Annotated in this window: 21 protein-coding genes; 11 read left to right on the top strand and 10 right to left on the bottom strand. The window is 73.6% G+C overall.

Annotated elements, in window-relative coordinates; genetic code table 11:
* Positions 1 to 179 precede the first annotated feature (179 nt).
* Positions 180 to 902, bottom strand: a complete 723-nt coding sequence (locus F1615_RS10900; protein WP_149548710.1) for a VOC family protein — start codon at positions 900 to 902, stop codon at positions 180 to 182.
* A gap of 134 nt (positions 903 to 1,036) precedes the next feature.
* Here F1615_RS10900 and F1615_RS10895 point away from each other — a divergent pair, with 134 nt between their 5' ends.
* The 3 genes from F1615_RS10895 to F1615_RS10885 all read left to right on the top strand — a co-directional run bounded on the left by F1615_RS10895 (position 1,037) and on the right by F1615_RS10885 (position 3,017).
* On the top strand, positions 1,037 to 1,672 hold the full coding sequence (locus F1615_RS10895; protein WP_149548946.1) for a TetR family transcriptional regulator: 636 nt from the start codon (positions 1,037 to 1,039) through the stop codon (positions 1,670 to 1,672).
* Between the two features lie 226 nt (positions 1,673 to 1,898).
* Positions 1,899 to 2,324, top strand: a complete 426-nt coding sequence (locus F1615_RS10890) for a pyridoxamine 5'-phosphate oxidase family protein (RefSeq protein WP_149548709.1) — start codon at positions 1,899 to 1,901, stop codon at positions 2,322 to 2,324.
* Positions 2,325 to 2,351: 27 nt separating this feature from the next.
* Positions 2,352 to 3,017, top strand: coding sequence for a pyridoxine/pyridoxamine 5'-phosphate oxidase (locus F1615_RS10885; RefSeq protein ID WP_149548708.1), 666 nt, complete (start codon positions 2,352 to 2,354; stop codon positions 3,015 to 3,017).
* Here the strand turns inward: F1615_RS10885 and F1615_RS10880 are convergent.
* Positions 2,995 to 3,621 (bottom strand): GNAT family N-acetyltransferase, encoded by a 627-nt coding sequence (locus F1615_RS10880; protein WP_149548707.1) that lies wholly within the window; start codon positions 3,619 to 3,621, stop codon positions 2,995 to 2,997. The genes F1615_RS10885 and F1615_RS10880 overlap by 23 nt on opposite strands.
* Before the next feature lie 107 nt (positions 3,622 to 3,728).
* Between F1615_RS10880 and F1615_RS10875 the strand changes: the two genes are divergently transcribed.
* Entirely contained in the window at positions 3,729 to 4,928 is a 1,200-nt protein-coding gene (locus F1615_RS10875) for a flavin-containing monooxygenase (RefSeq protein WP_149548706.1), read from the top strand.
* 157 nt (positions 4,929 to 5,085) lie between these two features.
* On the opposite strand, the gene F1615_RS10870 is transcribed toward F1615_RS10875, so the two are convergent.
* Complete coding sequence (locus F1615_RS10870; RefSeq protein ID WP_149548705.1) at positions 5,086 to 6,399, bottom strand: MFS transporter; 1,314 nt, start codon at positions 6,397 to 6,399, stop codon at positions 5,086 to 5,088.
* Positions 6,400 to 6,471: 72 nt separating this feature from the next.
* Here F1615_RS10870 and F1615_RS10865 point away from each other — a divergent pair, with 72 nt between their 5' ends.
* Positions 6,472 to 7,518, top strand: a complete 1,047-nt coding sequence (locus F1615_RS10865; RefSeq protein WP_149548704.1) for a GlxA family transcriptional regulator — start codon at positions 6,472 to 6,474, stop codon at positions 7,516 to 7,518.
* Positions 7,519 to 7,912: 394 nt separating this feature from the next.
* Here F1615_RS10865 and F1615_RS10860 read toward each other — a convergent pair whose 3' ends face one another.
* The 3 genes from F1615_RS10860 to F1615_RS10845 all read right to left on the bottom strand — a co-directional run bounded on the left by F1615_RS10860 (position 7,913) and on the right by F1615_RS10845 (position 9,925).
* Positions 7,913 to 8,377 (bottom strand): ATP-binding protein, encoded by a 465-nt coding sequence (locus F1615_RS10860; protein WP_167533722.1) that lies wholly within the window; start codon positions 8,375 to 8,377, stop codon positions 7,913 to 7,915.
* A gap of 483 nt (positions 8,378 to 8,860) precedes the next feature.
* A complete protein-coding gene (locus F1615_RS10850) occupies positions 8,861 to 9,373 on the bottom strand; it encodes an EF-hand domain-containing protein (protein ID WP_149548701.1) in 513 nt (170 codons plus the stop codon).
* A 171-nt stretch (positions 9,374 to 9,544) separates the two neighbouring features.
* The gene (locus F1615_RS10845) at positions 9,545 to 9,925 is read right to left on the bottom strand and encodes an STAS domain-containing protein (RefSeq protein ID WP_149548700.1); all 381 of its coding nucleotides are present in this window, start codon (positions 9,923 to 9,925) and stop codon (positions 9,545 to 9,547) included.
* 362 nt (positions 9,926 to 10,287) lie between these two features.
* On the opposite strand from F1615_RS10845, the gene F1615_RS36965 reads away from it, so the two are divergent.
* Both F1615_RS36965 and F1615_RS10835 read left to right on the top strand, forming a co-directional pair.
* A complete protein-coding gene (locus F1615_RS36965; protein WP_149548945.1) occupies positions 10,288 to 10,869 on the top strand; it encodes a sigma-70 family RNA polymerase sigma factor in 582 nt (193 codons plus the stop codon).
* Positions 10,866 to 12,050 (top strand): maleylpyruvate isomerase N-terminal domain-containing protein, encoded by a 1,185-nt coding sequence (locus F1615_RS10835; RefSeq protein ID WP_341873425.1) that lies wholly within the window; start codon positions 10,866 to 10,868, stop codon positions 12,048 to 12,050. The genes F1615_RS36965 and F1615_RS10835 overlap by 4 nt, the downstream gene beginning before the upstream one ends.
* Positions 12,051 to 12,239: 189 nt before the next feature.
* Here the strand turns inward: F1615_RS10835 and purU are convergent, their stop codons facing one another.
* Entirely contained in the window at positions 12,240 to 13,121 is an 882-nt protein-coding gene (gene purU / locus F1615_RS10830; protein WP_149548698.1) for a formyltetrahydrofolate deformylase, read from the bottom strand.
* 47 nt (positions 13,122 to 13,168) lie between these two features.
* On the bottom strand, positions 13,169 to 13,606 hold the full coding sequence (locus F1615_RS10825; RefSeq protein WP_244328691.1) for an SCO4402 family protein: 438 nt from the start codon (positions 13,604 to 13,606) through the stop codon (positions 13,169 to 13,171).
* A gap of 181 nt (positions 13,607 to 13,787) precedes the next feature.
* Here F1615_RS10825 and F1615_RS10820 point away from each other — a divergent pair, with 181 nt between their 5' ends.
* Positions 13,788 to 15,095, top strand: a complete 1,308-nt coding sequence (locus F1615_RS10820; RefSeq protein WP_149548697.1) for an ABC transporter substrate-binding protein — start codon at positions 13,788 to 13,790, stop codon at positions 15,093 to 15,095.
* A gap of 25 nt (positions 15,096 to 15,120) precedes the next feature.
* Here F1615_RS10820 and F1615_RS10815 read toward each other — a convergent pair whose 3' ends face one another.
* Positions 15,121 to 17,028, bottom strand: a complete 1,908-nt coding sequence (locus F1615_RS10815; protein WP_149548696.1) for a hypothetical protein — start codon at positions 17,026 to 17,028, stop codon at positions 15,121 to 15,123.
* A 177-nt stretch (positions 17,029 to 17,205) separates the two neighbouring features.
* A complete protein-coding gene (locus F1615_RS10810) occupies positions 17,206 to 18,591 on the bottom strand; it encodes a transcriptional regulator (RefSeq protein WP_149548695.1) in 1,386 nt (461 codons plus the stop codon).
* A gap of 306 nt (positions 18,592 to 18,897) precedes the next feature.
* Here F1615_RS10810 and F1615_RS10805 point away from each other — a divergent pair, with 306 nt between their 5' ends.
* The 3 genes from F1615_RS10805 (at position 18,898) to F1615_RS10795 (ending at position 22,078) form a co-directional block, all read left to right on the top strand.
* Positions 18,898 to 19,560: a bifunctional DNA primase/polymerase gene (locus F1615_RS10805; RefSeq protein WP_167533721.1), complete on the top strand. Its 663-nt coding sequence runs from the start codon at positions 18,898 to 18,900 to the stop codon at positions 19,558 to 19,560.
* A gap of 155 nt (positions 19,561 to 19,715) precedes the next feature.
* Positions 19,716 to 20,489: an ABC transporter ATP-binding protein gene (locus tag F1615_RS10800; RefSeq protein WP_244328690.1), complete on the top strand. Its 774-nt coding sequence runs from the start codon at positions 19,716 to 19,718 to the stop codon at positions 20,487 to 20,489.
* On the top strand, positions 20,486 to 22,078 hold the full coding sequence (locus tag F1615_RS10795; protein ID WP_149548692.1) for a transporter: 1,593 nt from the start codon (positions 20,486 to 20,488) through the stop codon (positions 22,076 to 22,078). Before F1615_RS10800 ends, F1615_RS10795 begins: the two co-directional genes overlap by 4 nt.
* Positions 22,079 to 22,095: the final 17 nt, after the last annotated feature.

The raw sequence follows: 22,095 nt of genomic DNA, 5'->3' as shown, positions 1-22,095 counted from the left end.
TGCCTGCCACCTCCCCGTACGAGTCGCGCCACCACCTGTGCGCGACCGTAGTGCAGCGTCTCACCACCGCACCGCCGTGGCGGCACGCACCCCGATTCTTCCTGTCCGGGCCCCCGGTTGCGAACCGGCCGACAAATCGGGTGTCCAGGTTTACATATGACATGGGGGGCGGAAACGGATCAGCGGCGCAGCAGCGCGAAGGACGCCCCCTGATCGTCGGTGACCACGGCGACCGTGCCGTAGGACGCGTCGAAGGCCGGGACCTGGACCCGGCCGCCGAGCCGGGCGACCCGCGCCAGACCGGCCGGCAGGTCCTCCACGGCGAAGTGGACGAGGAAGTGGGGCGGCATCTCGGCGGCGAAGACGTCGGTGACCGGCGCGCGGCCGAAGTCGGGGTCGGCGTCCGGACCGAACAGGGCGTCGTGGAAGAGGTCGCCGTAGAAGGTGTTCGCCGCCTCGGTGTCCCGCGTGTAGAGCTGCACCCAGGCGAAGGTGCCCGGCTCGTGACGGCGGCCGAAGCCGGGGGTCCGCGCTCCCTGCCAGAGGGCGAACACGGCGCCCTCGGGATCGGTGACGAGCGCGGTGGAGCCCAGGTCGCCGAAGGGCAGCGGCGGGGAGACGACCTGCCCGCCGCCCGCGCGGATCCGCGCGCACAGCGCCCCGGCGTCCGGGGTGGCGAAGGACACCGTCCACACGGTCGGCAGCCGGCCGTCCGGCTTGTGGTCGAGGGAGGCGACGGGTTCCCCGTCCTTCAGCGCCCGGACGGTCCCCTGGGGCTGGTCCTCGAAGGTCCACCCGAAGAGCTCACCGTAGAACCGCTTGCCCGCCTCCACGTCGGGAAGCTGCGCGTCCACCCAGCACGGGGTGCCCTCCGTGTACTCCGATGCCCTGTTTTCGGCCATGCCGCCAAACTAACGGCGCGGCCCGCACCGCGCAGACCAGGCACACCAGCGTCCGGGCACCCGACCACCCCATTTGCAGTCGGCCGAATCGCGCTCGGATCACCCGTCGGTAAGCTGACGGCATGACAGGACAAGTGCGTACCGTCGACGGCCGCGTGGCCGGCCGGCGTGGGCAGGCGACCCGGCAGAAGCTGCTCGACTGCCTCAGCGAGATGCTCAGCTCCTCGCCCTACCGGGATGTCAAAGTCATCGACGTCGCCCGCCGCGCGGGGACTTCTCCGGCCACCTTCTACCAGTACTTCCCGGACGTCGAGGGCGCCGTCCTGGAGCTGGCCGAGGAAATGGCGGCGGAGAGCGGAGGGTTGACCGCGCTGGTGGAGGGCCGCTCCTGGGCGGGGCGGGCCGGCTGGCAGACGGCTCAGGAACTCGTCGACGGCTTCCTGGAGTTCTGGCGCCGGCACGACGCGATCCTGCGGGTCGTGGACCTCGGCGCGGCGGAGGGCGACAAGCGCTTCTACAAGATCCGCATGAAGGTCCTGAACGCGGTGAACACCTCGCTGGCCGACTCCGTCGCCGAGTTGCAGTCCAAGGGGCGGATCGACAAGGACGTGAATCCCGGCGCGGTCGCGGGCGCCCTGGTCGCCATGCTCGCGGCCGTGGCGTCGCACCAGAAAGGTTTCTCCTCCTGGGGCGTCAAGCAGGCGGAGCTCAAGCCCAACCTGGCTCTGCTGGTGCACCTGGGGGTCACCGGCAGGAAGCCGACGAAGTAGCCGCCCGGCGGCACACCCCCCACGCGATCTTCAAGTCCTGTCAGCCAGGCGGCGGTCCACCCCGGTGGACCGCCGCCTGTCGCGTGGGACGGAGCGGTGCCCGAGGGTGGACCTCACGGAGGAACAAGGCCCCGTGCGGTCGGCGTTGTCCCCCTTCGAGTCCGACCCCACGCCGGAGTGCCCCGGCCGTGGGCACCCGACGCAGCAGCCGCAGGAGGAAACCGTCATGGCCCTGACCCGCGCGGAGCGTGAACAGTTCCTGGCCGAACCCCACGTCGCCGCACTCTCGGTCGCCGCGGAGGACGGCCGCGCCCCCCTCACCGTGCCGATCTGGTACCAGTACGCGCCCGGCGGCGACGTATGGATCATGACCGGCCTCGACTCGCGCAAGAACCGGCTGATCGGGGCGGCGGGGCGGTTCTCGCTCATGGTGGACCGCGTCGAACCCACCATCCGCTACGTCTCCGTCGAGGGCCCGGTCGTCGACACCGCCCCCGCGACGATCGGACTGCTGCGGGAGATCTCCGCCCGCTACCTCCCGGCCGACAAGGTCGAGGGGTACGTCGACTTCGCCTGGAAGGCCCACGGTGAGCAGGTCGTCGTGCGAATGCGGCCCGAACGGTGGGTCTCCTCGGACCTCGGTTCGGTCTGAGCGAGCCGGACACCCGACAATCGGGGCATGGAACCCGATCTCCACGAGCTGCTGCGGTCCCTGCGGGTGTGGGACCCGGCGGTCACCGCCCTGCGACCGCTCGACCCGGACGCCGCACCCGCCGAGCCACTGCCGCTGTTCGCGCGGTGGCTGGCTCAGGCGGCGGCGGCCGGACAGGCGGAGCCGCACAGCATGTCGCTGGCCACGGCGGACGCCGAGGGCCTGCCGGACGTGCGGATCGTGACGCTGCACGGCGCGGACGACGACGGCTGGTCCTTCGCGACCCACGCGCACAGCCGCAAGGGCGGCCAGCTCGCCGGCCGCCCGTATGCCGCGCTGGCCTTCTACTGGCCCGTGCTGGGCCGTCAGGTGCGGGTGCGCGGGCCCGTCGGGACCGCGACGGCCGAGGAGGCGCAGGCGGATCTGCACGCCCGTTCCACGGGGGCGCTGGCCGCCGCCCTGACCGGCAGGCAGAGCGAGGTCCTCGGCTCGGTGGAGGAGCTGACCCGGGCCTCGGACGGGGCCTGGGAGCGGGCGCGCCGGGAGCCGGGGACGCCGGTGCCGTCCTGGACGCTGTACCGCCTGCGGCCGGACGAGGTGGAGTTCTTCCAGGGCGACGACCGGCGGCGGCACGTACGGCTGCGCTACCGGCGGGCGGCCGGCGGCTGGGTCAGGGAGTTGCTCTGGCCGTAGTCACCGGACCGCGCGGTTCGGGGTCGGTGGCGAGACGGGCGTGCAGGTGGGCGTCGCGGAAGGCGTCGTGCCGGTCCGCCGCGAAGGCCGCCCCGCGCATCGTCCCCTCGTAACGGAACCCGCACCGCTCGGCCACCCGGCAGGACGCCTCGTGCCCCACGGCGTGGTCCAGCTCCAGCCGGTGCAGGCCGAGTCCGGTGAACGCCCAGCGCGCGGCGAGCAGCAGCGCCCGGGTGGCCACGCCCCGGCCGCGGGCCTCGGGGAGCACCCAGTAGCCGACGCGGCCGACGCGCAGCGCGGGGCGGATCTCGTTGACGCCGATGTGACCGAGCGCCGTACCGGTGCCCGCGTCCTCGATCCGGAAGGAGGCGGCACCGCCGTCGGCGGCCTGTTCCGCCCGTGCGCGCAGTGCCTCCCGGGCACCGGCCCGGTCGGTGACCGGCCTGAGCGGGGTGTTCCAGCGCCGGAACTCGGGATCGGTCGTGCCGCGCAGCCACACGTCGACGTCGGCGGGTGACGCCGGGTCCCACGGGCGCAGGTGCAGACCGTGGCCGTGGAGTTCGGGCAGCGGGCGGAAGCGGGTGCGCTTGCGTGTGTCGGCCATGGGTTCCATTCAAGCCCGCGGCACCGGTGGAACGATGTGATCAATCCGCAACCAATTCCGGTCTTGACCGAGACCCATCAACCAGGTGCGGGATTACGCTCGCGCTCATGGCCGACTCCTCCCCCTCCGCGCAGCCCACCGCGCCGAACCCGGCGGACCGCCCCGTCTACGTCATCGGCGGCGGACCGGGCGGACTCTCCGTCGCTTACGCCCTGCGTGCCCGGGGAATACGGGCCGTCGTCCTGGAGCGGTCCGGCCACGTGGGCGACTCCTGGCGGCGCCACTACGACCGGCTGCGCCTGCACACCACCCGGCGGCTGTCCGCCCTGCCCGGGCTGCCGATGCCGCGCCGGTTCGGACGGTGGCCGGCCAGGGACGACGTGGTCCGGTACCTGGAGAAGTACGCCGAGCACCACCGTCTGGAGATCGTCACCGGTGTCGAGGTCTCCCGCGTCGAACGCACCCCCGACGGCACGGGCTGGCTGCTGCACGCCACCGGCGGCCGGGAGCTGACCGGGGCGGCGGTCGTCGTCGCCACGGGCTACAACCACACCCCGCGCGTCCCCGACTGGCCCGGGCGGGACACCTACACCCGCGAGTTCCTGCACGCCTGCGCCTACCGCGACCCGAAGCCCTACGCCGGCCGGGACGTGCTCGTCGTGGGCGTCGGCAACACGGGCGCCGAGATCGCCGTGGACCTGGTGGAGGGGGGCGCCTCCCGGGTGCGGCTGGCGGTGCGGACCCCGCCGCACATCGTGCGCCGCTCGACCGCGGGCTGGCCGGCGCAGTACTCGGGCGTCCTGGTCCGGCGGCTTCCGGTCGGCCTCGTCGACCGGCTGTGCCGCGTCCAGGCGCGGCTTGCCCTGCCCGACCTGTCCGCCCAGGGTCTCCCCCGCCCCGACTCCGGTCTCTACAGCCGGGTGCGCGAGGGCGCCATCCCCGTGCAGGACGTCGGCCTGATCGACGCCGTGCGCAAGGGGACGGTGGAGATCGTGGCCGCCGTGGAGGGGTTCGAGGAGGGCCGGGTCGTCCTGGCCGACGGCGAGCGCGTCGCCCCGGACGCGGTCATCGCGGCCACCGGCTACGCGCGGGGCCTGGAGACGCTGGTCGGTGACCTCGGCGTCCTGGACGAACGCGGCAGACCCGTGGCCCACGGCCCCCGCAGCGCGCCGGGCGCCCCCGGCCTGCACTTCACCGGCTACACCAACCCGATCAGCGGCAACCTGCGCGAACTGGCCCTGGACGCGCGGCGCATAGCGAAGGCGATATCCCGCACGGCGGAAGCCTCCCGCCTCCCCACGACGTAGCCGCGAACAGGGTCGCGCACCCGGCTGCGGGCAAGTCGTGCCTCCCCCAGTGCCTCAAGGGCCTGGGAGGTACCCCCAGGGCGGCACGGGTGGGCGCAGCGGCACGCCGTAGGCGCCGGGTCGCGCCACGCCCCCCGGCCCGCCATCCCCGGGAACCTCACGCAGCAGCAGCCGGCGCGGCGGCCGGCCGCCGGATCACCAGCGCCATCAGCGCCGCCGCGGCGCACAACGCCCCCGACGCGATCCAGACCACGTCGTACGACCCGAACGCGTCCCGGGCGACACCCCCCACGAAGGCGACGACCGCCGCCCCCACCTGGTGGGAAGCGAGCACCCACCCGAACACGATCGGACTGTCGTCCCCGTAGTGCTCGCGGCACAGCGCCAGCGTCGGCGGCACCGTGGCCACCCAGTCGAGCCCGTAGAACACGATGAAGAAGATCATCGGCGGATGCACGCCCGGCGCCAGCAGCATCGGCAGGAACAGCAGTGAGACCCCGCGCAGCGCGTAGTACACGGCGAGCAGCCGCCGCGAGTCGTACCGGTCGGTGAACCACCCGGACGCCACCGTCCCGACGACGTCGAACACCCCGATGACGGCCAGCAGCGACGCCGCGGTCGTGATCGGCATGCCGTGGTCGTGCGAGGCCGGCACGAAGTGCGTCTGGATCAGCCCGTTCGTCGAGGCGCCGCAGATCGCGAAGGTACCGGCGAGCAGCCAGAAGGGCCCGGTCCGCACCGCCGAGAACAGCACGGTCACCGCCCGCCGGGCCGCTCCCGGCACGGGCGCGGGCTTGGGCACGAACTCCTCGGCCCCGTAGGGCTTCTGCCCCACGTCGGCCGGATGGTCGTGCAGCAGCAGCCAGACGAACGGCACCACCGCGAGGGCGGCGAGCGCCACCGTGACGGCGGCGGGCCGCCAGTCGTACCGGTCGACGATCCAGGACAGCACGGGCAGGAAGATCAGCTGCCCGGAGGCGGACGCGGCGGTGAGGATGCCGCTGACCAGGCCCCGGCGCTCGGTGAACCAGCGGTTGGTGACGGTCGCGGCGAAGGCCAGCGCCATGGAGCCGGAACCGAGGCCGACGAGCAGGCCCCAGCACAGCATCAGCTGCCAGGCCGCGGTCATCCAGACCGTCAGTCCCGAGCCGAGCGCGATCACGGTGAGGGCCACCGCGACCACCCGGCGGATGCCGTAGCGGTCCATCAGCGCCGCCGCGAAGGGCGCGGTGAGGCCGTACAGCGCGAGGTTCACGGAGACCGCGGCGCCGATGGTCCCGCGCGACCAGCCGTACTCGTCGTGCAACGGGTCGATGAACAGGCCCGGCACGGAACGGAAGGCGGCGGCGCCGATGATCGTCACGAAGGTGACGGCGGCGACGAACCACGCGCGGTGGACGCGGGTGCGGGCGGTTCCGCGGCCGCCCGCGGGCGGCTCCACGACGGCGGCTGTCTCGCTTGTCTGGGTCACGTCATAGAGCTTCCGGGGCCGGGGGCCGCCGCATCCAGTGGCCCGAAGGACAGCGTTCGTTAGGATCGGGCCATGGATCCGGCCGAACTCCCGCACCCGTCCGCCGACGTCCGCCGCCACCGGGTCGTCGTCCTCGCACTCGACGGGCTGCTGCCCTTCGAGATGGGCATCGCGCACCGGATCTTCGGCAGCCCCCGCGACGGGCGGGGGCGGCGGCTGTACGAGGTCGTCACCTGCTCCGTCCGGCCGCCCGGGCCGGTCGAGACCGACGCCGACTTCGCGATCCACGTCGCCCACGGCCCTCAGGCCCTCGCCACCGCGGACACGGTGATCATTCCGGCCTCCTACGAACTCGGCCCGGTCTACGAGCGCGGTGAGCTGACCGGCGAACTGGCCGCCGCCCTCGCCCTGATCCGGCCCGGCACCCGGATCGCGTCCATCTGCACCGGCGTCTACGTCCTCGCCGCCGCGGGGCACCTCGACGGGCGCCGCGCGACCACGCACTGGGCGGACGCCGAGCGGCTCCAGCGGCTCTTCCCACGGGTCGAGGTCGACCCGGACGTGCTGTTCATCGACGACGGCGACATCCTGACCTCGGCGGGTGTCGCGGCCGGCATCGACCTGTGCCTGCACATGGTGCGGCGCGACCACGGGGCCGCCGTGGCCAACGACGTGGCCCGGCGCACCGTCGTACCGCCGCACCGCGACGGCGGTCAGGCCCAGTACATCCAGCGGCCGGTGCCCGACCCGCAGCAGGCGTCGACGAGCGGCGCCCGCGCGTGGGCGCTGGGCCGGCTGCACGAGCCGATCCAGCTGCGGGACATGGCCGCGCGGGAGGCGATGTCGGTGCGCACCTTCACCCGCCGTTTCCGGGAGGAGGCCGGGATCAGCCCTGGGCAGTGGCTGACCCAGCAGCGGGTGGAGCGGGCCCGGCATCTGCTGGAGTCCACCGATCTCTCCGTCGACCAGGTGGCGCGGGACGCCGGTTTCGGTACGGCGCAGTCGATGCGGCAGCACCTCCAGGCCGCGCTGGGGGTGACGCCGACGGCGTACCGGCGGACCTTCCGGGCGGCCGGCGGACGGCAGGACGCGCCGGCCGCCCCCTCGGCCGCGAGGTGAGCGGACGGTTGTCCACAGCCTGTGGACAACCGGGGCGCTCCTGTCGTCGGCGGCGGCGCGGCGCTGTCCGCCCCGAGCACGGCAGCGCCGCACCGCTCTTCGGCTCCGGTGCCCCCGCCCGGCTTCCCCTCGGTCCTGGAGGACACGGCGCCGACTCACGACCCACACTCGTCGAGGGCTCCCGTCGTCGGGCCCTCGCCGTCCCCTCGCGGCGAATCGCTGACGACCAGCGTGATCAAACAGTCACGGCGCGTCAACACCGGTTCGGGTGAGACGGCGGCGTATGCGGTATATGCCCTGTTCGCGCGCACCGCGCACGGAAGCACACCCGGCGCACCGGTTCACACGCCGTCCCGCGCGGCCGGCCCACCGTGCACCCGTACACCGTGTGTTCTCACACGGCTTCGTACGCCAGCCCGTCGTACGCCGCGGCACCCCCGCCGCAGGCCGGAGCGGCCCCGGACTTCCCCGCGCAGCGGTCCAGTTCGCACCAGATGCGCTTGCCCGTGCCCTCGGAGCTCCAGCCCCAGCGGTCGGCCAGGCCGTCCACGAGGGCGAGCCCGCGCCCGCCGGTCGACTGGCCGTCCACACAGCGGGGCACCGGTGCCCGGTTGCTGCGGTCGGCCACCTCCAGGCGGACGATGGCCTCCCCGGCCGTCCCCGCGCCCGGCAGGGACAGCCGCAGCACGGCGGGACAGCCGGTGTGCACCACGGCGTTGGTGACGAGCTCCGAGACGAGCAGGATCAGCGTCTCGGCCAGGGGTTCGTCGGCCCCTATGCCGGACCCGGCCAGGCGTGAGCGGGCCCACCGCCGGGCCCGTCCCACCTCAGCGGGGTCGGGCCGGATCTCCAGCTGCACTTGAAGCACCTGCACCGCTCACACCATCCGAACCGGCGGACACTTGGACTCGCGCCTCACGAGGGCCACGATCGTAGCCATTTTCTGCATGCCCAGAACAATGGCCTGGACGGGAGTCACGGAAAGTGAATCCCGCGTGAGACAGCATGGTTGACGTACAGTCACGCCAACAAGCGCTTCGGGCATATTCCAGCGCGAAGGAGTACCCGTGCGGCATACTGTGCGACGCTCACCACGGGAAGTCGAACAGGCGGCGGAAATCCGCCCGGACGCCCGGCGAGCAACCGCAGGCACCAGCGGAGACGGAGTCGCCTCGGGGGCGACTCCGGCGCGGTGCGTGCTCACAACGACTCGCATCCCACACAAGGTACCGGAGCGGACATCCGACTCCGGGCCGTGACGAGTCACGCGGAGGACACAAGCCCGCATCAACGCTCCGTGATCACGGGAATGCCACAATCCGCGACATCCGCGCGGGGCGCGTCACTCGGGCACGGTGAAGTAGCGGGCGAAGGCCCGGACGATCTCCTCCTCACCGATCCTGCCGTCACCGTCCGTGTCCAGCGCGGCGGCGACCGTACCGGCGAATTCCCCGGCGACGCCGAGCACTTCGAGCATGCGCGCGGTGTTCTCGACGCCGACCGCGTCGTCCCCCGCGGTGTCGGCGACGGCGAGCGCCGCGTGCAGGAAGGGGCGGGCGATCTCGGCGAAGCGCTCCGGGTTGTCCCGCAGCCGCTTGACGGCACCGTTCACGAACTCCTCGCGCGTGATGCGCTGGTCGCCGTCCCGGTCCGCGATCCCCGCCATGCCCTGCCAGAACGCCTCGGCGCCGACGTACAGGGCCTGGCCCCGGTCGGAACGGGCGGCGGTGCCGAACTCGGCGAGCAGCGCCTTGGCCGCTCCGCTGAAGTCCTCGCGGTCGATGTAGCCGTTGCCGTCCTGGTCGAAGGTGGCGAACCGCGCCGCGATCCTGCGCTCGTACTCGCTGGTGACCATGTCTCTTTCAGGCCGCCTTAGGTCAGTGGGGTCGTCTCGCAGGGAGCGTACGTGGTGAAGGGCCGCCGGGAGCCCGAAAACGGCGCCCGGACCAAGACCGGGGGAATAACGGGACAACCGTGTGACACGTGTGAGCGGTCGCACGACGCACGCCGTCCGGCCGGGCGGGGCTCAGGCGGACAGCGGACGGGAGTCCTCGTCGAGGGCGGAGGGGACGTCCGGGTGGATCTCGAAGAGGCGGCGGACGCCGAGGGCACCGAGCACCTTGTTGACGTGGCTGCCGTCGGCGGCCCCCCGCGCGGGGAGGATCAGCCGCAGGCTGCCCTGGCAGGAGCGCAGCAGCCGGCGGGAGGCGATGAGCACGCCCACCCCGCTCGAGTCGCAGAACCACACGTCGGAGAGGTCGAGGACGAGGCTGTGCCGGCCCTCGGCCACCACGTCGTGCACCCGCTGGCGCAGCACCGGGGACGTCATCAGGTCGAGCTCGCCCGACACCCGGAGCACGGCCCATTCGCCGTGCTCCCGATCGGTCACTTGGAAGGTCACCACCACGCCCCTCGCTCGCCGAAACGGAAGCAATGCCTACGCTTCCTTGCAGCGCGGCTGCCCACCGGCCGTTCCCTGAAACACGGCCGCGAAAACGGGCGCCGATCAAAAGGGGCTTGTTTTAGTCGTCTTCAATCCGATTCGATCGGTTCCGATCGACCCGAGGAGGGGTAGGCGTGGCCCGAAGAGCAATTCACTTGCCCCGGAGGCCCTTTACCACCTGCGGCTCCGCCGGGGGCGCACATTGCCGCAAAGGGGCGTGCGGCCACGTTCGTGCCGACTACATTCATGGGGTCGCCGGCCACACGCCGGCCCCGGGCACCGACCGGCCCGGGGTCCCGGCGGAGGAACAGGGGGTGAGGGACCGCATGCCGGAAAGGGACGTACCGCCCCGATGGGACCGCACCATGCAGCAACGGCTCGCGCGCGGTGAGGCGGCCGCCCTCGGTGAGCTCTACGACCGGTTCGCCTCCCTCGTCCACGGCCTCGCCCACCGCGTCGTCGGCGACGAACACGCGGCCGACGGCATCACCCGCGACGTCTTCGCCCACGTCTGGGAGCACCCGGACTCCTACGACCCCGGGCAGGGCCCCCTGCGCAGCTGGCTCGCCGCGCTGACCACCCGGCTGGCCGTGCGGCGGCTGCGCACCACCGAGACCGCGGCGCTCGCCCGGGGCGGCCCCGGCACCCCGGAGGACCTGGAGCGCACAGTGCGGCACGCCTCGGTCGCCGCCCGCGCCGACTACATCGTGCAGTCCATGCCGGCGCCCCTGCGGGCCGCCCTGGAACTGGCCTACTTCGAGCGCCGGGACTACCGCCGGACCGCCATGCACCTGGGCGTCACCGACGACGAGGCCCGCCGCAGGCTCCGCCTCGGCCTGCAACTGCTGGCCACCGCCCACGACTCCGGTGCCCCGGGCGCCCCGCCCGGAATCGGGGGTGCCGCGTGACCGGGCACCCCGGCGAGCCGTACACGGGGAAAGCCGGCACGCGCCCCGCAAACGGGCCGGACGGTATGCCCCTCGTGCTGGAGCACCACGTCCTGACGTCACTGCTGGGCGCCTGGGCGCTGGCCGCCTGCGCGCCGGCGGAGGCGGAAGCAGTGGAGGAGCATCTGGGCGACTGCGGCGACTGCGCGGACGAGGCGCTGCGGCTGCGCGAGGCGGTCGGCCTGCTCCAGCGGCCCGAGAGCCTCGACCTGGACCCCGGGCTGCGCACCCGTGTGCTCGACTCCTGCCTGGAGCGTCGCCCGCCGCGCGTCCCCGTACCGGAGTGGGCCGTCGCCTACGACGCCGAGACCGCGCGGCTGGACGCACTGCTCCAGGACTTCGGTGATGCCGAGTGGCGGGCACCGGTGCGGCTGCGCTGGTACGAGGCCGACGAGGCGAGCAGCCGCCGCACCACCGTCGCCGGGGTGATCGCGCACCTGCTGACGGTCGACGGGCTGGTCGCGGTCGCCCTCGGCCTGGACGACCCGCTCGGCGACGCCGCACCCGCCCGGCCCACCCCGTCGGACCGGACCGAGACCTGCTGGCGGACGGCCCGCCTCCCGCCCGACCGCTCCGTCCGCGCGCCCTGGCGGGAGCAGACCCACGCCCTCGTGCGGACGGTGTCCTTCACGGGCGACGGGACCGGGCGGACGACGGTGCCCTACGGCGACTTCGAACTGCCGCTGCACGACGCGATGCTGGACCGGGCCTTCGAGTGCTGGGTGCACGCGGAGGACATCGCCGAGGCGGTGGACTACCCCTACGACCCGCCCTCCGGACGGCATCTGCACCGCATGGTCGACCTGGCCGCGCGGATGCTCCCCGCCGTGCTGGAGCACCGCCGGCTGCACGGGCTGGCCTCCCCCGTCGAACGCCGTCTGGTCGCCGCCGGGGAGCCGGGGCGCAGCCTGCGGCTGGAGATCGAGGGGTCCGGGGGCGGGGAGTGGCTGATTCCGCTGGACTCCCCCGCGGCGAAGGGCTCCGCGGAGCACGAAGTGGCCCATGTCGCGCTGGACGGAGCGGAGTTCTGCAGGCTGGCCGCGGGGCACGTGCCGCCGCGGGAGGCTGCCGCCGGGCAGGAGGGGGACCGAGCGGCGATCAGGGACGTGCTGTTCGCCGCGGCGAGCCTGAGCAGGATGTAGGGGGCCGGTCACGGTGCATCGGCGCCTGCGGGCCGTCGGTGGCCGGTCGCGCGGTTCCCCGCGCCGCTGAGGTACGTGCGGTGGACGCACCTCCAGGGGCGCGGGGCTGTTTCGGTGGCGGCTCCGCCGCGTGGGCGCGACCGGCCCACACGAATGCGCGGCCGCCGACGAGACAGAGGCCCCGAGCTGTCAGGCGAACACAACAGTCCGGCGGCCGTTCAGCAGAATCCTGCGCTCCGCGTGCCACTTCACCGCCCGCGCCAGCGCCTGGCACTCCACGTCACGGCCGACGGCGACGAGCTGGTCGGGAGTGACGTCGTGCCCCACCCGCTCGACCTCCTGCTCGATGATCGGCCCCTCGTCGAGGTCGGCGGTGACGTAGTGCGCGGTGGCGCCGATGAGCTTCACGCCCCGGGCGTGCGCCTGGTGGTACGGCTTCGCGCCCTTGAAGCTCGGCAGGAAGGAGTGGTGGATGTTGATGATCCGCCCGGAGAGCTGCTTGCACAGGTCGTCGGAGAGGACCTGCATGTAGCGGGCGAGGACGACGAGTTCGACCCCCTCCTCGCGCACGATCTCCAGCAGCCTGGCCTCGGCCTCCGGCTTGCCGTCCTTGGGCACCGGGATGTGGTGGAAGGGAATGTTGTACGAAGACACCAGCTCGGCGAAGTCGGTGTGATTGGACACCACCCCGGCGATCTCCACCGGCAGCGCGCCGGTCCGCGCGCGGAACAGCAGGTCGTTCAGGCAGTGCCCGAACCTGCTGACCATGAGCAGGATGCGCATCTTCTCGTCGGCCCGGTTGATCTGCCAGTCCATGTGGAAGGCGTCACCGATCGCGGTGAAGCTCGCCCGCAGCTTCTCCACGGTCACCGGGGCGTCCGCGGAGAAGTGGACGCGCATGAAGAACAGTCCCGTGTCGTGGTCGCCGAACTGCTGGCTGTCCTCGATGTTGCAGCCGGTCATGAACAGGTAGCTGGACACGGCGTGCACGATGCCCTGCTTGTCGGGGCAGGACAGGGTGAGGACGTACTGGTCGGCCGGGGCCGCGGCTCGGGTGGACTGCTCGCTCATGGAGAAAAGGGTCCCACACGCGGGGTCGCGCCCGGCCGGCCGTTCCGCTACGCGGACCGCGTCAGGATGCGCAGCACCTCGAGGGTGCTGGGCGGGGCGTCGGGGTCCTCGCCGTCGCTCGTCGCCATCCGCACGTGGGCGTCCCGCGCGGCGCGCACCGCCTCCGGCCAGCCCTCGTGCTCGAGGTAGGCGATCACCGGCGCGTCCGGCCCGACCTGGTGCATGATCCGGAGCACGCGCAGCACCGCGGTGTCGACGAGCGCCGCCTCCTGGGAGTCGCGGAAGATCGTGCCGACGTACTTCTCGGCGGACCAGTTGTCCAGCCAGGTGTCCTCGACCAGCCGGTACACGGCGTCGGTGACGTCCCCGTAGCCGGGCACGCCCGCCAGCCAGACGTCCCGCTGGAAGCCCGGGTCGGAGAGCATGTGCAGCGCGGAGCGCACATTGCTGCGCCAGCGCCACCACGGCATGTCGTTGAGTGGCATGCCGCCCATGGTGGAGGAGCGACGGCCGCGACGGGAAGAGTTCTCCGAACCTTGCACGGTCGTCGATCGTACGTTTCCGTGCCCCACCCGTCGCAGGGGACCCCGCAATTCACCTCCACGTCACCCAGCGTTGAACAGAGGTGACTCCCAGGTTGGCCATGTGACGGAATCGTGCGGAGGCATGACCGGCAGGCGACAGACCCGCAGCACCTTCCTCTCCCGCCTCCTCACCCGGCCCGTCAGAGGCGGCGCCCTGACCACGGGCGTGCTGGTGGCGTGCGCGTCGCTCGCCGCCGGGTGCGGGATCGTCCCCGGTGCCACGGGGGGCTCCGGGGACGAGACCGTCACCGTGATGACGTGGGCGCCCGACGACACCAACGCCACCAACAAGCCCGGCATGCCCGCGTTCGCCCAGGCCTACGCCCGCTGGGTCAACTCCCAGGGCGGTATCAACGGCCGCCGGCTGAACGTGCTGACCTGCAACGAGAAGAACGACACCGTGACCGCCGCGCGGTGCGCCCGGCGCGCGGTCGACGAGAAGGCCGTCGCGGTCGTCGGCTCCTACAGCCAGTACGCCGACTCCTTCCTGCCCACCCTGGAGGCCGCCGGCATCCCGTACATCGGCGGCTACGGCATCACCAACGACGAGTTCACCAGCCCCCTGTCCTACCCCGTCAACGGCGGGCAGCCGGCGCTGCTGGCCGGCCTCGGCCGCACCCTCGCCGACATCTGCGGTCCGGTCACCCTGGTCCGGCCCGACACCATCGTGGGCGACCAGCTGCCCCCGCTGCTCGACTCGGGCCTCAAGGCGGGCGGGCACGCCCCCGCGGGCGACCAGCGCGCCGTGGAGGCCGCCACCGCGTACGACAGTCAGGTGGGGCGGGCCCTGGAGCGCGCCACCGCCGAGCCCGGTGAGGAGGGCTGCGTGGTGCCCGCGCTCGGCGATCGCACGGGCACCTTCATGGACTCCTTCCGGCGGGCCCGCGGCGACCGTCCCGACGTGCGCACGGCGACGGTGCTGGGCAGCGTCGACCAGTCGGCGATCGACGCGTCCGGCGGGGCGTCGGGGCCGTACGAGGGGTCGTACGTCACCGGCTGGTACCCGGCGGCCGGCGACCCCGCCTGGGACGGTATGAAGAAGGTGATCGAGCAGGAGGCGTTCGGCGACAACCGGATCGACGCGGCCGACGCCGGGGTGCAGACCACCTGGATCGCCTACACCGTGTTCCGGCAGACCGTCGAGTCGCTCGGCGACGGCGAGGTGACCGCCGACACCGTGAGCGGGGCGCTGGACGGCGGGCTGAAGGTCACCACCGGCGGGCTCACCCCCACGCTGCAGTGGAAGTTCCAGGACGAGCTCGCCGCCGTCGGCTTCCCCCGGCTGGTCAACGCGCACGTGACCCTGCAAGTGGTCGAGAAGGGCCGGCTCGTGGCGGCCCGCGAGGGCTTCACCGATGTGACGAAGACCCTGCGGGACGCGGACCTGTAACCGGCCGCCGTCCCTCAGGGGCTCGTCACAGCTGGGTCGGCTGGCGTTCGGTCAGGCCGTACTGCTTGGCGATCGCGTTCCACAGCTGGGCCGCCTTGCCCTTCTCCGCGGTCGCGGTGCCGCTGGCCCGGTTGCCGGCCTGGGTCTGGCCGGTCGACCGGGCCTGGCCCTTCTTGCAGAACTTGCCCTTGGCACCGGCGACCTGGTCCGCCCAGGCCGCGTAGTGGTTGTCGGCGGAGGCCGACGCCTGCCACGCCTTGGTGAGCGCGGTGGTCAGCGCCTGGTGGTCGGGCAGCTTGTCCACGGAGAGGGCGGAGAGGTCGGTCACCAGCCGGCTGCGCTGCCCGGCCGCGTCCCGCAGGTCCTTGGCCGCCCGGCCGAGGTCGCGGCAGGCCTTCACGTCGGCGACCGCGTTGATCACGGCGGTGCGGCTGTCGCCGCTGTCGGCCAGCAGCTTGTCGAGCTCGACGGCCTGCTCACGGACGGGATCGACGGACGGCGAGGGGGAGGCCTCCTCGCTCGCGGGCGCGGAGGCGGACACGGTCTGGTTGCCGCCGTCGTCGTCGGCGCCCCCGCTGCCGAGCAGGGCGCCCGCGCCGACGCCGAGGACGGCGATACCGACGCCGACGGCCGCGATGACCGGTACACGGGTGCCGGAGCGGCCGCCGCCGCGTCCGCCCCGGCCGCCGCGGGCCGGGCCGGCCGGGGACGGGGCGGGAGCGGACGGGGCGGGCCCGCCGTACTCCACGCGCGGGAGCTGCTGGGTGGATCCGGCCGGGCCGCCGTCGTCGCTGCGGAAGAGGTTGTCGAACTCGGCGGGCGGCTGCCGGTTGCCCTCACCGGGCGGCGGGGCCGGGGCGCCGTAGGGCTGCCCGGGGGGCTGGTCGGTGACGGGGGCGATGTACTGGGTGGCCTCGGCGTCGGGGTTCCCGGCGGGCGGCAGGTGGCCGGCACCGGGGGCGTGCTGCGGGGACAGACCCAGGTACCGGGTCGTCTCGGAGTCGTGCGCGGCGGGCATCTCGGGCGGCAGCGCACCCGGGCCCACCGGGGGTATGTACTGCGTCGCGCCCTCGTCGGCACCGCCGGCGGGTACCGGCGGCAGGAACTGGGTGGCCCCCTCCGCCCCGTCGGGCGCGGCGTGCGGCAGCGGCGCGCCACCGGCCGGGGAGCCGTACGCGTCCGGGGCGGGAGCGCCGTAACCGGAGCCGTGCGGGGCCGGCATGCCGGGGTGGCCGGCGCCCGGCTGGGGCATGGGGGCGGACGCGGCGGCTCCCCCGGCGTGGGCGCCGTACGCGTCACCGGTCCGGTGCGCGCCGGGCGCGCCGTACGTCTGACCGGCGCCGGGCGCGCCGTCCGTGCCCGGGTGGCCGCCGTACCCGGCGTCCGGCCGGGGACTGGCGGCGGACGCCGCGTTGTCGCCGTACCTCTGACCGGCGCCGGGCGCGCCGTCCGTGCCCGGGTGGCCGCCGTACCCGGCGTCCGGCTGCGGCGCGGCGCCGTTGCCGTCTCCCCCGGCAGGAGAGCCGTACGCCGTGTCCGGCCTGGGCGGGGCGGCGTGGGTGCCGTGCGCCGGAGGACGGGCGCCCTCGGGTGGCAGTGGGCCGGCGCCCCGGGGCGGGTTCTGCTCGCCCCAGGGGGACTGCTGCGGGGTGCCCCACTGGCCGGCGTCGGAGGCGGGCTGCTGCCAGTCCTGGCCCGCGGGCGGCCCCGGGTTCTGCCGGTCGGGACCCCACGGCGTGCCCCAGGTCTGGCCGCCGGGCGGTGCCGAGGCGGGGAAGCCGCCGGCGGACGGCGTGCCGTCCGCGCCGCCGGCGGGGGCGGCCGGTCCGGCCGTCGTGCCCGGCAACAGGGGTTCACCACCGTCGGAGGGCAGCACGATGCCTTCGCGCGCGGGGCGCGCCGAGGGCTCCTCGCCCTGTCCACTCTGCGTCACCGGGACTCCTACCAATGGGGGACCTTGTGAATCGTCGGCTCACGCTACCGGGTCCCCGGAGCCCCGTGCCACGCAGCACGGAACCCGGCCTCCTGCCCTGTGAGCGCGGTAACGAAACCAGGTCACCGCACGCCGATCAGGTCACCCCCTTCCCGTCCCGCCGCCCGGTCACCGGCGTCACGCCGCCACCTGGAGCTCCATACGCGCCCCGAACTCCCGTACCACCGGCTCCTCCCGGTACGGCTCGAGACGCTGCTGGAGGTCCTCCAGGTACTCGGCACCCCGGTTGGACCGCAGCCCGTTCAGCAGCCCGGCCGCCTTCAGACCCGTGCTGCAGGCCTGTTCGATTTCACGTTGCTGCACCTGCGCGGTGGCCAGCAGGACGTAGCCGATCGCCCGCCGCCGGGCCCGCGACTCGGGATGCCCCTCCAGGGACTGGCGGGCGCACCGCGCGGCGGCCTCGGCGTGCCCGAGGTCCCGGTGGCAGTGCGCCAACTCGTCCGCCAGGTACGCCTCGTCGAAGTGCGCGATCCACGCCGGGTCGTCGCCGGAGGCCGCGTCGGCGGCCTCCATGGCGCTCATGGCCCGCCCCGCCGCCCCCTGCGCGGCGTGCGCGTCGCCCATCAGCGCGTGCCCGCGCGCCTCCGCGGCGAGGAACATCGCCTCCGCCCGAGGGGTCACGCGCCCCCGCGCGCCCTCCTGCGCCGCGCGCGCCAACTGCGCGATCTCGCGCGGGTTTCCGAGCTGTGCGGCCAGGTGGCTCATGGAGGCGGCGAGCACGTACCCGCCGTAGCCGCGGTCCCCGGCCGCCTGCGCCAGCCGCAGCGCCTGGATGTAGTAGCGCTGGGCGAGACCCGGCTGCCCGGTGTCGACCGCCATGTAGCCGGCGAGTTCGGTCAGCCGCGCGACCGCGGCGAACAGGTCCCGGCCCACGGCCTCGCGGTACGACCCCGCCAGCATCCCCGAGACCACACTGTTGAGGTAGTGCACGACGACCGGGCGGACGTGCCCGCTGCCGTACTGGTGGTCCAGGTCGACCAGCGCCTGCGTCATGGACCGTACGGCCGCGACGTCGGACTGTCCCACGCGCGGGCCGGCGGAACGCGCCACCTGCCCGTCGGGGGCGGAGATCAGCCAGTCGCGGCTCGGCTCCACCAGCGCGGAGGCGGCGACGGAGGAACCGGACAGGAAGTCCCGCCGCCCCACGTCGCTGCGCCACAGCTCGCAGACCTGCTCGATGGCCCCCAGTACCGTCGGCGAGAACTGGAGACCGACACCCGACGCGAGGTTCTTGCCGTTGGCCATGCCGATCTCGTCGATCGTGACCGTACGGCCCAGTTTGCGGCCCAGGGCCTCGGCGATGATCGCCGGTGCCCGGCCCCGCGGCTGCTGTCCGCGCAGCCAGCGGGCCACCGACGTCTTGTCGTAGCGCAGGTCGAGGCCGTGCTCGACGCCGCACATGTTGACCCTGCGGGCCAGACCGGCGTTGGAGCATCCGGCTTCCTGGATGAGCGCCTGCAGCCGTTCGTTCGGCTGCCGCGCGACGAGAGGCCTTGCGGCCATGGCGTACCCCCTGAGGCTGCGGTGCCTGCCCACGCACCGGGTTGACGTTCTTCCGCGGCCGTACTTCTCACGTCCCGGCGAGAAGAACCGGCCGTGAAGATCAATGCCCCGCCGATGTGCCGACAATGCGGGACATGTGAGGATTGCCGGGGTAACGGCTGGTGCCGGCCCCCCTCGTGGTTACCCACCCGCGGATGCGGATCCTCCCGCGCGCCCCCACGGATGCACCCATGCGCCCCGAAGACGGAAACGATGCTCCTCCCCCGCGCGTGCGGGCGGGCGTAACCCCTGGTGACGGCCGTAGTTGTGTTCGTCGTGGAAGAGACGATCGCGGGCGCCGACGCCGTACAGATCCCGAAGCAGCGCGGGGAATCGCTGCTGGACACCGCCGTTCGCTATGCCGAGGAACGGCACTGGGACGTGTTCCCGGGCACCTGGCTCGAGGTCGTCGACGGGGTGCACGGCTGCTCGTGCGGTGACGCGGCGTGCCCGGCACCCGGCGCGCACCCGGGGCGCCGGGACTGGGCGACCCGGGCGACCGGCAGCGCCACCGTCGCACGGCGGATGTGGCAGGCGCACCCGGCCGCCTCGATCCTGCTGCCCACGGGGCGGACGTTCGACGCGATCTCCGTCCCGGAGACGGCCGGGTTCCTGGCGCTCGCGCGGATGGAGCGTATGGAACTGACGCCGGGGCCGGTCACGCTGACGCCGGACCGGCGGATGGAGTTCTTCGTGCTGCCGGGGGCGGCGGCGAAGGTTCCCGGTCTGCTGCGGAAGGCGGGGTGGTCGTCGCCGTCGCTGGACCTGACGGTCCTGGGAGAGGGCGCGTACGTGGCGGCGCCGCCCACGCGGTTCGGGTGCCGGGGGGCCGTGCAGTGGGCCTGCCGGCCGACCGCGGCGAACCGGTGGCTGCCGGATGCGGAGGAGCTGGTGTCGCCGTTGGCGTATGCGTGCGGGAGGGACCGGTAGGACGCCTGTTGTCCTGCGCGGCGCCTGCGGTATCGCGGCTGCGGTCCGTTGTGGCGTGCCGCGCCCACGCGGCGGAGCCGCACATCGGCACCGTCCCGCGCCCCTGAAGGGTGTTGCGCGCCCCGTAGTCTTCTGTGCCGACGGAGGGAGACGCGGTGGGTGTCAGTGCCGTACGCATACAAGGGCTCTGGAAGCGGTTCGGGCAGCAGGTCGCCGTCGGGGGGATCGATCTGGAGTTGCCGGCCGGGCGGTTCATCGGGCTGGTCGGGCCGAACGGCGCGGGGAAGACCACCACGTTGTCCATGGTGACCGGGCTGCTGCGGCCGGACCAGGGCACCGTCGAGGTCGTCGGGCACGACGTGTGGCGGGACCCGGTGGAGGTCAAGGCGCGGATCGGGGTGCTGCCGGAGGGACTGCGGCTGTTCGAGCGGCTGTCGGGGCGTGAACTGCTCGCCTACACGGGGCGGCTGCGAGGGCTGCCAGGTGACGAGGTCGACAAGCGGGCCACGCAGTTGCTGGACGTCCTCGACCTGGCCGGTGCCCAGCACAAGCTCGTCGTCGACTACTCGACCGGCATGCGCAAGAAGATCGGCCTCGCCGCCGCCCTGCTGCACAATCCCGAGGTCCTCTTCCTGGACGAGCCGTTCGAGGGCGTCGACCCGGTCTCCGCGCAGATCATCCGGGGCGTGCTGGAGCGGTACACCGCGTCCGGCGCCACGGTGGTGTTCTCCTCCCACGTCATGGAGCTCGTCGAGTCGCTGTGCGACTGGGTGGCGGTGATGGCCGCGGGCCGCATCCGCGCCCACGGTCCGCTCGCCGAGGTGCGCGGGGACGCGCCCTCGCTCCAGCGGGCGTTCCTGGAACTGGTCGGCGCGGACAGCCGGGACGCCGGTTCCCACCTCGACTGGCTGGGCGGCGGGGCCCGGTGAGCGCGCCCGCGATCACTCCCGTCTTCGTACGGCTGAAGCTGTCCCTGCTGCTCAACGGTCTGCGGCAGTCCGGCGGCCGCAAGGCCGCGTACATCGCCTCCGCCGTCGCCGCCCTGCTGTTCGCCGCGCTCCAGCTCATCGGGCTGATCGCGCTGCGCGGCGTCGACCACGTCGAGTCCCTGGCCGTGCTCCTCGTGGCGGTGGTGGGGCTGGGCTGGGCGGTGATGCCGCTGTTCTTCCCCGGCGGCGACGAGACCCTCGACCCGACCCGGCTGGTGATGCTGCCGCTGCGGCCGCGGCCGCTGGTGCGGGCGCTGCTCGTGGCCTCGCTGGTCGGCATCGGCCCGTTGTTCACGCTGTGTCTGCTCGCCGGTTCGGTGATCGCCGTCGCGCACGGCGGGGCGGCATTCGCCGTGGGTGCCCTCGCCGTGCCGCTGGCGCTGCTGGTGTGCGTGGCGCTCGCGCGGGCGGTCGCCGTGGCCAATGTGCGGCTGCTGACCAGCCGCAGGGGCCGGGATCTCGCGGTGCTCAGCGGACTGGTGATCGCTGTCGGGGCGCAACTGGTCAACTTCGGTGCGCAGCGGCTGGGTTCGTCCGGTCTGGCGGAGCTGGACGGGCCGGCGGACGTGCTGCGGTGGCTCCCGCCGGCGTCGGCGCTCGGCGCGGTGCACGCGGCGGGCGAGGGGTCGTACGGGGTCGCCGCGGCACAACTCGCTTTGACCGGTGCGGCGCTGGCGGGGCTGCTCGCCCTGTGGTCGCGCTCCCTGACCCGGCTGATGACCTCACCGGACGGCTCCACGCTCCAGGGCGGCGAGACGCCGGTGCGCGACCGCGCGTCGTCCGGGCTCGCCCGGCTGCTGCCCCCGGGCCGCACCGGCACGGTCATGGAGCGCAGCCTGCGCTACATCCGGCGCGACCCGAAGACCAAGACCGCGTGGGTGACCTCGCTGGCGATCGGGCTGATCGTGCCGGTGTTCAACGCCTGGCAGGGCACCGGCTCGGTCTACTTCGCCTGTTTCGCCGCCGGGATGCTCGGCGTGATGATGTACAACCAGTTCGGCCAGGACACCTCGGCGTTCTGGATGGTCGCGACGACCATCTCGTCGGCCCGGGACGCGTACGTCGAACTGCGCGGCCGCGCGCTGGCCCTGCTGCTGATCACCCTGCCGTACTCCGCGCTCGTCACCGTGCTGACGACGGCGATGCTGGGCGACTGGGCGCGGCTGCCGGAGGCGCTGGGCCTGTCCTTCGCCCTGCTCGGCGCGATGCTCGCGACGGGCGCGTGGACCTCGGCCCGCTTCCCGTACTCCATCCCGCAGGAGGGCTACAAGAACGTGGCCCCCGGGCAGGTCGGGCTGGCCTGGATCTCGATCTTCGGCGGGATGGTGGCGGCGGCGGTGCTGTGCGTACCGGTCATCGCGCTCACGATCTGGCTGAACGTCGACGCGGCCGGCCACGACCTGCTCTGGCTGCTGCTGCCGGCGGGCACGGTCTACGGGGCGGCCCTGGCCCTGCTGGGACTGCGGCTCGCAGCGCCGCAGACGGCCCGGCGGCTGCCGGAGATCATCACGGCGGTCAGCAAGGGGTGAGACCCGCGCGACGGGCG

Source organism: Streptomyces marokkonensis (assembly GCF_008312835.1).
Lineage (GTDB): Bacteria > Actinomycetota > Actinomycetes > Streptomycetales > Streptomycetaceae > Streptomyces > Streptomyces marokkonensis_A.
Note: the sequence above shows the minus strand (reverse complement) of the source record. Positions and strands in the feature narration are given on the sequence as shown.